Source organism: Acidobacteriota bacterium (assembly GCA_016700075.1).
Taxonomy (GTDB): Bacteria; Acidobacteriota; Blastocatellia; order Pyrinomonadales; family Pyrinomonadaceae; genus OLB17.
Window position 1 is genome coordinate 2,519,765 of sequence record CP065000.1, and the last position, 13,167, is coordinate 2,532,931.

2 protein-coding genes and 4 pseudogenes are annotated in these 13,167 nt (G+C 57.9%); all 6 read left to right on the forward strand.

Features of this window, described 5'->3' with window-relative positions; all coding sequences use genetic code 11:
- Positions 1-122 precede the first annotated feature (122 nt).
- The 6 genes and pseudogenes from IPM50_11455 to IPM50_11480 all read left to right on the forward strand — a co-directional run bounded on the left by IPM50_11455 (position 123) and on the right by IPM50_11480 (position 13,012).
- A complete protein-coding gene (locus tag IPM50_11455; GenBank protein QQS32278.1) occupies positions 123-2,945 on the forward strand; it encodes a DUF4394 domain-containing protein in 2,823 nt (940 codons plus the stop codon).
- A gap of 251 nt (positions 2,946-3,196) precedes the next feature.
- Positions 3,197-4,594: pseudogene (locus IPM50_11460) on the forward strand (fibronectin type III domain-containing protein).
- A gap of 1,983 nt (positions 4,595-6,577) precedes the next feature.
- Positions 6,578-7,012, forward strand: a pseudogene (locus tag IPM50_11465) (proprotein convertase P-domain-containing protein).
- Positions 7,004-8,173 (forward strand): annotated as a pseudogene (locus IPM50_11470) (choice-of-anchor J domain-containing protein). The pseudogenes IPM50_11465 and IPM50_11470 overlap by 9 nt, the downstream one beginning before the upstream one ends.
- A gap of 198 nt (positions 8,174-8,371) precedes the next feature.
- Positions 8,372-9,097: pseudogene (locus IPM50_11475) on the forward strand (DUF4394 domain-containing protein).
- A gap of 2,172 nt (positions 9,098-11,269) precedes the next feature.
- On the forward strand, positions 11,270-13,012 hold the full coding sequence (locus IPM50_11480; GenBank protein ID QQS34511.1) for a hypothetical protein: 1,743 nt from the start codon (positions 11,270-11,272) through the stop codon (positions 13,010-13,012).
- Positions 13,013-13,167 lie beyond the last annotated feature (155 nt).

A 13,167-nucleotide genomic window follows, 5' to 3' on the forward strand; every position in this document is an offset into this window, starting at 1 on the left:
ACATTGCTGCCTTAAAGGTTCATAATTAAGAAGTTACTTTCGCAAGAGCGGCGCACTTTTCTATTCGGGAAAGGTTCGCCGTTCGGTCAATTGTTATTCCACTAAGGAGTTTAGGAACGAAGATGTATTCCAGGGCAAAGACTTTTTTGGCTGCTCATCGCGGGTTGGCTGTTTTGTTGGTTTTTGGTATTTCAGCGTCCGTTTTCGGGATCGCGGCTTTCGGCACGGGAGCTCAGAGCAGCCGAAATGCTGATACCGTCAACACTTTAACGCGCTCGACTGAGGGTTCGGGACTTTCTCAGCGCCGTTTGGACCGAATTATGGCCGACGATGCGGAATGGAACGCTGACGGTCAGCGAGTGATACTCGGCGACGGAGATTGCCCGACGTTCATCACTCATTCGACGAGCCAGGCGATCACCCCGCAGAATTCCGTTCATTGCGGAGCTGCCGGCATCCACGCGGATAACAGCTACTGGAGGGCTTTCAGCTTGGAAGATTTCGGTGCGAACCCTGATGATGATTATCAGGTCACGTCGATCGATTTCGGTATCGAGACTGCAAATGCTCCGGGAGGCAGCCAGCCGGTCACGCTTAGGCTTTATGCGAATAACGCAGCAGTTTTCCCGGGTGGCACGCTGACCCAGATCGGCACGACAACAGTCAACATTACCAACCAAACAGGCACGGTATTTAATCTTCCTATCGCTGCTACGGTTCCCGCAGGCACGTTGGAACTGGTCGTCGAGGTGTTTACGCCCAGCGGTGCAGGTGCAAATAATTCGTTCTTCATAGGCTCGAATACGGCCGCTGAAACGGCTCCGAGTTATATTTCGGCCGCAGCCTGCGGCATTACGAACCCGACGCCGTTTGCAACCCTCGACTTTCCCAACGTCCGCGTCGTCATGAACGTCAATGGTGTTTGCGGCTCTATCCCGACGCCGACACCGACGCCGACGCCCAGCCCGACGCCGACGCCGTCATGCAGTAATACCGTCATCTACGCGTACAACTTCTTCAATGACAGGATCGTCAGCTTCCGTCCCGATGCGCCGGGCGTTCTGCTGTCTGACGTTCCGCTGATCGGACTCAATACACAGGAGGACGAGTTCATCAGAAATATAGACTTCAGACCGGCCGACGGATTGCTGTACGGCATTGCGACAAAAGGCAACGGCGGACAGCAGAACGGCGACCGCCTGGTCACGATCGACCCTGTGACGGGTGTGGTCACGCAGGTCAATGCCGCGAATTTCCTTAACACGCCGCAAGGCCTCTTCTTCGGCGATGACTTTAACCCGATCCCGGATCGTCTGCGTGAGGTGAGTGATGCCGATATTAACATTCGGATCAATCCGAACGACGGCACACTTGCCGGCACTGATACGGCACTTGCTTATGCAGCGGGCGACCCGAACGCAGGGCAGAATCCGAATGTCGTTCACGTAGCGTATGACCGCAATTTCGCCGGGACGCCGTTGACCACGCTCTTTGGCATCGACGCCAACACGGACACACTTGTCACCATCGGCGGCCCGGATGGAACTCCTTCACCCAACACCGGACAGGTGTTCACTGTCGGTGGTCTGGGAACGAACGTTACGAATTTTGGCGGATTCGATATCCAACGCGGTACGAATTCCGCATATGCGGTCCTGCGTCAGGCGAGCGTATCGCGATTGTATCGAATTGATCTGACCACAGGAGCCGCGACATTGGTCGGCACCGTCGGCGTCGGTGACGAGGTCATAGACGGCGTCGCTGTCGGCTGGAGCCAAACGGCATGTGCCGACCTCTCGATCACCAAAACCGACGGCCGGACTACGATCAACCCCGGCGACACCACGGAGTACAACATCACCGTGATCAACAACGGGCCTGAGCCTGTTATCGGAGCTACGGTCGTTGATAATTTCCCGCCTGCGTTGATGAATATCAGCTGGACCTGCACGGGAGCTAATGGCGGGACCTGCCCGGCGAACGGCGTTGGCAATATCAACGCCCTTGTCAATGTTCCGGTCGGCGGATCGGTCACGTTCCTTGCAACGGCGACCGTCACGATGAATACGACATTTGCGTACGCCAATACGGCGACCGTTACGGTTCCGGCCGGTGTCGTTGACAATGTTCCGGGAAATAATTCGTCAACCGACGTAAATTCAATTTGCTCCGGTTTTACATTCAGCTATCAGGGCGATCCGGTGAACATCCCCGACAACAATGTTGCCGGCGTTGACCTTCAAATACCTGTCAACGGCGTTGGTTCGATCGCTGACGTCAATTTCCGCATCGACGGCATTGTGAGCGGTGCGCCAAATGACCCTGAAACGGGAGTCAGCCATACGTGGGTCGGCGATCTCGTAATGCGTGTCACCTCGCCGCAGGGCACCTCGGTCACTGTTTTTGACCGCCCGGGCGTGCCGGCAACGACTAGCGGCTGCAACAACAACAACATTTCCGCGTTGCTGCTGGACGATGACGGCAAGCTCGCTCCGGTCGAGAACCAATGCAACGCTCTGACCACCGATCCTTTCCCCGCCGGCACGTTCAGTCCGAATAATCCGCTCAGCGCCTTTGACGGCGAGAATGCCGACGGTGTTTGGACCATCAATTTCAGCGATAGGGCTTCAGCTGATACGGGTACGGCACGCCGATTTTCGCTGATATTTGCAGGCTGTCCTGCGACCGCTGCAGGTGTTGAGGTCTCGGGACGCGTTCTGACGCCGGACGGCCGCGGGCTCCGCAATGCCGTGGTGACGATGACCGATCCGAACGGCACCGTTCGCACCGCAACGACCAGCTCGTTCGGCTACTACCGCTTTGAAAATGTCGAGGCCGGTCCGTCGTATGTGATGGGCGTGACGTCGAGAATCTACCGCTTCACACCGCGTGTCGTTCAGGTGACCGATACGCTGAGCGATGTCGATTTTATCGGCATCGAGTAGCGGCGGTTCCCGAACACGGGCTGTTTATTTTTATGGGCGGAGGCTTGGCCTCCGCCCTTTTTCTTTTCTTGCGCAAACGAAGATATTTTTGGACTTAGGCTCTCTTGCCGCTTGACAAACATCTGTTTTGGGTTATACTCGCCTTGTCTAATTTCAGCTTTTTCAATTTAACTCGAGGCCTCCGGGCATCATCGTGTCTGTTTTTTTTGCATCGGGTTAAGAAGCCAGAACTACGAGGGAGATAACCGATAATGTTAAGCCGTAAATTCCGTTTCGTGTCGTTGGTCGTTACTTTTTTTGCCATCTCGATGCTCTTTTCGGCATCGATTTTTGCGCAACAAGTTCGGATAGAGCCCGCAGAGGCAAATCCGGCTCTTCCAAAAAGCGAGGTTGAAGAAGACCTGATCGCTTCAGGCGGAATGACAGCCATCGTGCTCGGTCCCGAGCTGATCAACGCATCGACGTATGCGTTCTCGTTCATGAACTCGGTTGCGCTTGAGGATATGTCGTCCGGTACCACGCAACTTGTGGGCCCGGGCCTAGACGATACGGCATCGGCAGTAACACCCATCGGGTTTGATTTTTGGTTTGACGGTGGGTATGCCTCGCAGTTTTCGTGCAATGCTAACGGGTTGTGCCGGTTGGGAAGCATTCAGGTGACCACCACCTTTACAAATTCGCTTGCGTCGGTCACGGCTGAGCCGAAGATCGCTCCGTTTTGGGACGATCTGTGCGTGGGGTCTGACGGTCAGGTTCACTATAAAACGATCGGCACCGCTCCAAATCGTAAACTGATCGTGGAATTTCAGAACATGAAGATCACTCGCGGAAATCCACTTCCGAGTGGCTGTGGTGGTGCGGGAAACGGCACGTTCCAGATGTGGCTGTTTGAATCGGCGGGAACGACACCCGGCTTGATCCAGTTCGTTTACGGGGCAATTCCGGCGACAGTGGCCGATGGCGGGTATTCGGTCGGCCTGCAGGCAGGCGCGGCGACAAATATTGCCAGTGTGACAACAGCGACCGACTCGGTTGATTACACCACCGCCAACAACGCGCAGATGGACGCGATCCCGGCAGGTAAATCCTACTTGTTTACGCCTACCAATATACCGGCAGCACCGACAGGGCTGACATTTGGTACAAGTACAGCCACGAGCAATACACTCAACTGGACAGACAATGCTACTAATGAGGTAGGTTACGCGATCTTTCGCTCAACCGACGGCGTTAACTATTCGTTCGTGACACAAACGGCTGCAAACGCCGAGACATTCACTGATACATTGCTTTTGCCCTCGACAAATTATTTCTATCGAGTGCTCGCGGCTGCAGAGGGCGTCGTCAGCTCTGCTATTTCCGGCAGCCAGATGACAACAGCTGGCGGGACGGATACTTGCGCCGGAGCGGGCGGTGACTGGGATAACCCGGCAACCTGGTCTGACGGATCTGTGCCGACATCCGATGACAACGTAACCATCGGTTCAGGCTGCACGGTAACGGTAAATGTTACGACTGCAACAGCCTTGAGCGTAACAATTGATGCCGGCGGAACACTTCAATCGCCATTGACCGGAGCGGTTACAAGTAACAACCTTACCGTCGTCGGAAGCGTTGTTAATAACGGCACCCTTGACTTCAGCACGAACGGCAACACTTCCGGTGCAATTCTAACTTTTGGGCCTGGCGCATTTGATGTTGGCCTGACGGGATCCGGCGCGACGACAGACGTCAGAAGCATTGTGGTGGCAAAAGGAGCACAGTCGAGAATAGTCGAACTAGCCCCCTTGAACTTCACTGTACAGGGCGTTACTTCGGATGTGGCCGGATTTTTGACCTTACCAAGCGGAACGTTCAAGATCTCAGGAAACTTCTTGATGATAAATCGGGTTTTCACCGCCGCTGCATACTCCATACCGGCTGCAGGAGGCTTTTGGCTGAACAATCCGAACTTTGTTGTAGCGGGGCAGAATGGATCGCCGACCACAACCGGCTTGCTGCGAGTTAGCCAAGGCGATTTCAACGTCGGCACATCGAGCGGCAACTCGATGGGCGGCAATGCCGGTGCTCAGTTCATCTTCGAGGGCGGCTTTTCGAACTTTGCCGGCAGGCTTCAGACAACGAGTGCGGTTTCCTACACACAGACCGGAGGTGCGGTGAACGTCTGCACGGTCGGCAATACAGCGACGACGGCATGTTTTGGATTGACGAATACAGCCAACGTCTTCGACTTCGCGGGCGGCAACATCACTCTTGTGAATCCGAGCGGTGCTGCGACACCGCTTGATTACAGCGTCAGCACCTCCTCGACGTTCGTTACGAACCCGGCAGGTACGTTCCTCAGCGTCGGGACAGGTGCGGGGGTTCAGGCTTTTAGGGTACTGGGAGCGACGCCGAATATAAGTATCCCTTCGGGTAAGACCATGCACGTCGGCAGCGGTGCTGCCGGTGGGGCGATATTCTTCCGCGGATCTACGCTTATTAACAATGGCGACATCTTGATCCAGGGCACCGGTACGAGTTCGAGATTCGACTGGGCGGCGAACGGCCCAATGGCCTATGGCGGTTCCGGCAACTTCGGTACGGCGACGACGCCATTTGCCGGCGTGGGCATGAGCGCCAACAGCGGCAATTCGAGCAACACGGCTATCAATTCCCCGATCTTCATCAACCGCATCAATATCTTTAACGGCGGTTTCACCGGTAGCGGCAATATCACAATGGGCAACGGCGGGACCTCGACAACAGTAATTCAGGTCGGAAACTCCACCACGCCGACGAACGCCGGAGTGTTCGATGTTTCTCCCGTTCACAATGCGGGCTCCGGCGGCCACATCGCCCTGCATCTGAGAACGACCACGCTGAATCGTCCCACGGGATTTGAGATCAACCCGAGCCGCATTTTGGCGACCTGGACGGTCGATAATGACGTAGCGGGAGCAACATATAATGTCGTCGGTGGTGACATACTTGTCACAGGCGTGATGACGCTTACCAATGGCCGCGTCGTTACCGGTGTCAACACCATTACGCCAGTTGGTACTCCGGTAAGGACCAACGGTTACATTGACGGAAATCTCCGGCGCGAGTTTACGGCTACGGGTGCATTCACGTATTTCCTCGGCACCGCTAACGGCTATTCGCCGCTGGCAGTTAACGTGACCGGCGGGTCATTCCCGCAGAACCTGACCGCGGCAGCCGTCCAGGGGCCGCAGCCGAATATTCCGGTCCCGTCGCTGGCGCTTCAGCGCTATTGGTCGCTGACGGGTACGGGCCTGACAGCAGACCTCACATTCAATTATCTTGACCCGACGGATATTCCGGTCACGGCGAATGAGAACGATTTCGTTATCTTCAAGTACGATGGTATGCTCACGCAGCCCGGCGGAACCGTGGATACAACTGCCAATACCGCGACCATCACCGGTGTGACCTCATTCTCAGATTGGACATTGGGCGAGCCGGCAGCCGGCGTACCGCCGACGCCGACACCGACGCCGACGCCGACACCGACGCCGACGCCGACGCCGACGCCGACTCCGAGCCCGACTCCGGGTTGTGTGACGACGTTCAGTTACGAGGACGTTCCGGGGCTCGCGATTCCGGATAACAACGCCACCGGCGTGAGCGTAATGATGCCGGTTGCGGGTGTTGGAACCATCTCTGACGTCAACTTCCGCTTTGACGGAACGTTCTCTGGAACGGTCAACGATCCGAATGTGGGCCTCGCTCACTCATGGGTCGGCGACGTTTCAGTGATCATCACCTCACCGCTCGGAACCAACGTGACGGTCGTTGACCGTCCGGGCGTTCCGGCAACAGCATTTGGCTGCAACAACAATAACTTTGCCGCTATCCTGCTCGACGACGACGGGGCATTCCCGCCGATCGAGGGCGGCTGTGACGGTGGCGGCGGATCGGCAGCAGGCTTCCCTGCGGGCAACTACTCGCCGAACAATCCAATGAGTGTGTTCGACGGTGAAAGCGCCGACGGAAACTGGACCATCACCTTCACTGACAACGCCTCCGGAGATACCGGTCGCGTCCATCGCTACTCGCTGATACTGGAAGGCTCGTGCCCGTCACCGACGCCGACGCCGACGCCAACGCCGACGCCGACGCCAACGCCGACGCCGTCACCCAGCCCGAAGCCGGCTCTCGAAGAGCTGTTAGTGGTCGATCTGTCGACGCCGAACCAGATCACGATCACCGCAACGAGCGGAGTGTCCGCAGCAACCGTCAGCGGCAGCACTTCGATCGGGTTCTATTTGCAGAACGTGTTCTCCAACGCGGGTGTGTTCACGTGGACAATCCCGACGCTGGTCAGCGGCAATCTGACGGCGGCATCGGTACCGACCGACAACTCGCCGGCTCTGTTCCGAGCTTCGAATGATCCGGGCCTCAACGTTTGGAGCTATTCAGCCACGACGCCGACAACGTTCACCGCGGGACAGTTAGCATTTACCGGGACCGGTACCTGGACAACGACCCCGGCAGTGTACGCGGCCCTTTTGACCTCACCGACGACCGGAAATATCTTCTTCCCGGCCGACGATGTAGGTGATCTTGGTGGTGCATCCTTGCTCGGTACGTACAGCGTAATTGTGGGTTCGCCGACACCGACGCCGACACCGACGCCGACGCCGACGCCGACGCCGACCCCGTCGCCGACGCCGTCATGCACACCTTCATCGCAAGGGTTTGACGACATCACGGCTCTTCCGGGTTGGTCTCTGCAAAACCTGTCGGCACCGGTTGGAACTACGAACTGGTTCCAGGGCAACTCGGCCGTTTTCCCGTCCCATACGGGTGCACCTACCTCCTACATTGGTGCCAATTTCAACAATACGGCCGGAACCGGCACTATCAGCAACTGGCTCATAACGCCTGTTGTGGCTCTGTCGAACGGCCAAACGATGTCCTTCTGGACCCGTGGCACAACAGGCAACACATTCCCCGATCGGCTGCAGGTCCGTATGAGTACGGCAGGGGCAAGTACAAACGTCGGAGGATCGGCAACATCTGTCGGTGACTTTACAACTCTGCTGCTCGATATCAATCCGACCTATACGGCCGGTACTTATCCTGAAGTGTGGACCCAGTTCACCGTAACAGTGGCCGGGCTCGGCGGACCGGCAACGGGTCGCTTCGCGTTCCGTTACTTCGTCGAGAACGGCGGCCCGACCGGTGCTAACTCTAACTACATCGGTATTGACACGGTATCGATCGATTGCCCGACAGGCCCGACACCGACGCCAAGCCCGAGCGTTTCACCGACGCCGACACCGACGCCAACGCCGACACCGACTCCGACACCTTCGCCGTCGCCGACACCGACTCCGAGTCCGTTCCCGAACGAGTTGATCTACGGTATAACGGCATCTAGCAGCGCAAGCTCGGCCCCTGGCATTAATCTAGTCAACTTCATGAGTGACACGCCGGGTACTATTAACACGGTTGGTCCGCTGACAAGCGTATTGACGGGTCATGCGATGAGAACTATTGACTTCCGTCCCGCAACCGGACAACTTTACGGCGTCAGTACGACAACCGCGGGTGCCATAGAAGCGCAGGTTTACGTTATTGACATTGCAACCGCTGCCTGTACGCCGGTTGGATCGCCGTTCGCACTGGGCACTGCGACCAGCCGGATCGTTGACATGGACTTCAATCCGTCGGTCGATAGGATCAGGCTTGTAGCCATAGGCGGTAATACGTCAGGTAACAACAACTTCCGTGTGCATCCGGACACGGGAGCTCTGGTTGCTGTTGATACGAATCTTGCGTTCGACGCGGGTGATCCGCAAAGCGGCAGCGACTATGCCATAGCCGGTATCGCTTACTCGAACAATACGCCGGGTGCTCCGAGCACAACGCTATTCGGGTGGGATTACTCCGATGACGGCCTTATAACGATCGGCGGCCCTGGCGGCACGCCGAGCCCAAACACCGGATTGATTTTCACTATCAATCTGCCGCCGGGCTTCCTGACCTTCAACGCCGGCATCGGCATGGACGTCAGCGGTGTTACCGACAATCTGTACGTAACGCATGACGATCCGAACACCGGCGCGTCGATGGGTATCTATCTGCGTGACAAAGTGACCGGCGCCCAGACATTCGGTGGCAGCTATCCTGCGGGAACCTTCATACCGGATATCTCGGTATTCATTCCTGCAGTAACGCCAACGCCGACGCCGACACCGACGCCGACGCCGACGCCGACACCGACGCCGTCACCCAGCCCGACGCCGGGTTGTGTGACCACGTTCAGTTATGAGGACGTGCCGGGTCTCGCGATTCCGGACAACACCACCACCGGCGTAAGCGTCGTGATGCCGGTAGCGGGTGTTGGAACCATCTCTGACGTCAACTTCCGATTTGACGGAACATTCTCAGGAACGGTCAACGATCCGAATGTGGGCCTCGCTCACTCATGGGTCGGCGACGTTTCAGTGATCATCACCTCACCGCTCGGAACCAACGTGACGGTCGTTGATCGTCCGGGCGTTCCGGCAACAGCATTTGGCTGCAACAACAATAACTTTGCCGCTATCCTGCTCGACGACGACGGGGCATTCCCGCCGATCGAGGGCGGCTGTGACGGTGGCGGCGGATCGGCAGCAGGCTTCCCTGCGGGCAACTACTCGCCGAACAATCCAATGAGTGTGTTCGACGGTGAAAGCGCCGACGGAAACTGGACCATCACCTTCACTGACAACGCCTCCGGAGATACCGGTCGCGTCCATCGCTACTCGCTGATACTCGAAGGCTCGTGCCCGTCACCGACGCCGACGCCATCGCCGGTTGAGACGCCGACGCCGACGCCGAGCCCGGCTCCGCCGAATATCGACGTCAGCCCGCTCAACCTGGCGGCAAATCAATTGCCGGATCAAGTGACGATCCAGGGAATGTTGATAGGCAACACAGGCGGCTCGGTCCTGACTTGGGCGATAGCAGAGGCACCCGGCTTCCTCGAGAACGGCGGCGTACTACTGCTCGAACCGGTCAAGTCCGGAAATGCGGGTAATACGGCCGAATCGGCCCCGAATGTGAATGACGAGCTTGAGGGTGTCGAACGCGGTACGCCTCTACCTGTGGAACAGCGTGACGTGGCGGCAAATCTGGTCGCACGCGGAGCCATGCTGACCAGCGGCGTACTGCTTGTTCCGGATTCGACCAATGACCGCATCATGTCGTTCGATCCGGTCACGGGAGCTCTGCTTGATGCCAATTTCGTTCCGAGCAATGCCGTCGTTGGAACCGGTATCCACGCGATACTCAAGTCCGGCGGCAACGGCATACTCATCTCGGATCAGACCGGCGACGTTGTTCATGAGTTCGCTCTGAACGGCACGTATGTAGGTGTATTCGCACCTGCAGGCGGAGCCAACACGACCATCATGGACAACATCCGCGGCATCTCGCTTGATCCGAGCGGCAACCTGCTGGTTACCTCAGCCGCGGGAGCGAATGCTAATGCGGTTCCGCGGTTTGATACGAGCGGCAACTTCACGGGCAATTTCATTGCTCCGGGAGCCGGCGGTATGTCTTCGCCGTTCGATATCTACAGTCGCGGTACGGATTGGCTCGTTTCGGGCATAAATGCTCCACAGGGACTCTACAGATACGATAATACGGGGGCATTCCTCGACTTCTTCGCATCTGTCACGACCTTCCCTGAGCAGATCTACAGAGCTCCGAGCGGTAACGTCTTGGTCGCAAACTTCAGCCCAACCGCTAACGAGGGCGTCCACGAGTTCACCTCGACCGGCACCTTTGTCGGCCGTTACGATCCGGGTGCTTTGACCGGCTACCGCGGCGTCTATGAACTCGGCAACGGCAATATCCTCACGACCACCGGAACAGGTGTTCACGAGATAGACCGCCTTGGAAACCTGGTCGAGAGCGAGATAACGGGCGTCAGCGGACGTTTCATTGAATACGTCAAGCTGGCCGGTCCGGGCTGCTCGTCACCGGCAGATGTTCCTTGGCTGAGCGTCGCGCCTATCAACGGCACGACCGCGGCCGCAGGCACCACGCCGGTTACGGTTACCTTCGACTCGACCGGACTCGCACCTGGTACCTACAATGCAAACCTTTGCATTACCAGCAACGATCCGGATGCAGGACCGGGCAACGGCACCGACCTCGTGGTCGTTCCTGTCCAGTTGAATGTTGGCGTCCCGACGCCGACACCGACGCCGACACCAACGCCGTCGCCGACGCCAACGCCGTCGCCGTCGCCGAGCCCGTCGCCGACGCCGTGTCCGCCGTCAAGCATCAGCACGTTACCTGCCAACAATGGCTCCGGAGGCGTGTTCATGCAGATCACGCCTACGACCACGGCACTCCAGGTGAACTCGTTCGACACGGTATTTGCCGGGGCGGCGGGAACGCCGGGACAGGTAGAAGTGTGGACCCGTCCGGGACCGTACGCCGGCTTTACGGCCAGCAGTGTGGGCTGGACGCTGGTCGATACGGTCAACTTCGTCTCCGCTGGAACTACTACAAATGCTCCGGTGGTACTGACGACGCCGTTGAATATCCCTGTCGGGACAACGTCTATCTATCTGCAGTCGATAACCGTTGGTAACGGCATCAGGTATCAGGGTACAGGCACGACGGCGACCACGACGTTCAATAATAGCGATCTTACGCTGTTCAGCGACGTGGCACGCACAGGAAACGTGGCCTATGGCGGCACGCAGTTCACACCGCGTGCATTCTCCGGCAACGTGAACTATCAGGTGCTCGGATCGTGCCCGTCACCGACGCCGACACCGACTCCGACTCCGACGCCGACACCGACCCCGACGCCGACGCCGACGCCGACGCCGACGCCGACACCGACACCGACACCGACGCCGACGCCGACGCCGACACCGACGCCTCCGCCGCCGTTCACGACGGTTCAGTTCAGCGACAACGTCTATCAGGACGATGAATCGCAGTCTGCCGTCATTACGGTAACGAGGCTAGGCAACACGTTGGGATCGTCGAGCGTGACGGTCAATTCGTCGTCCGGTACCGGCAACGGGGCCCCGAGCTGTTCGCCGAACGCGGACTACATCGAGGTCGTCAATCTGGTGCTGAACTTCGCTCCGAATGAGACGCAGAAGACCTTTGCGATACCTCTCTGCGGCGACACGATCGCTGAGAATATCGAAACGGCCTTCCTCGTTCTGTCGAACGCCACCGGTGCGACAATGGGTGCTCCGAACAACGCACTGCTGAGGATCAACGACACTGCCAACCAGTTCCGCAACGATGCGTCGATAGACATATTCAGCGGAGTGGTCGCTCTGCCGTATCCGTCGCAGATCACCGTTTCCGGCCTCGTGCCTCCGGCATTCCGCATCAGGGTAACGCTGTACGACTACTACACGCTGTTCCCGGACAACGTCGATGTACTGCTTGTCGGCCCGAACGGTGCCAAGTACGTACTGATGGCGGATGCGGGCGGACTGTCGCCGATCGGCCCGAACGAACACCGCACGCTGACATTTGAGGATGCGGCTCTGGTGCTCGTACCGGACAACACCGCTCCGGCAACAGGCAAGTACCTGCCGGTAAACTGGGAGACGCCGGTCACGTCATTCCCGGTACCTGCTCCGGGCCTGCCTTACGTCGAACCTGGCAGCACGGTCGTACGGCCTCCGTCACAGACACTGTTCGGCAATTTCGGCGGCAATCCGGGCAACGGTGTATGGAGCCTCTACATACGTGACGACGGCGGATTCCCGCTCAACTTCACGCAGAAAGGCGCCGTATCCGGCGGCTGGGGACTCGAACTGCTGCCGGCGACTGCAGCGGGTGTTGACGTCGCGGGCCGTGTAACTACGCCGGATGGCCGCGGCCTCCGCAATGCGACCGTCTCTATGACGGATGCGTTTGGAGTGACCAGAACGGTCGTTACCTCCTCGTTCGGATACTACAAGTTCGAAAATGTCCGAGTGAGCGAGAGTTACGTCATGGGTGTGAACTCACGCCTCTACCGCTTCACGCCGCGTGTCGTCACAGTGTTCGACACCTTGACGGATGTTGACTTCGTCGGTATCGAATAGCGATCCAAGGTATGGCCGGCAGATCTTTCCGAGATCGCCGGCCGCCAATACTGACGAACTGTAGAAATTCGGCCCCTCAATTGAGGGGCCGCCTTTTTGTCGATCAATGTTTTCCGCCCGTGTCTAATACCGTAATTTTTCGTATTTATTGACTT

Excerpts from the sequence above, each read along its gene's own strand:
- IPM50_11455 (QQS32278.1), top strand. The coding sequence starts at position 123 with ATGTATTCCAGGGCAAAGACTTTTTTGGCTGCTCATCGCGGGTTGGCT.
- IPM50_11480 (QQS34511.1), top strand. The coding sequence starts at position 11,270 with ATGCAGATCACGCCTACGACCACGGCACTCCAGGTGAACTCGTTCGAC.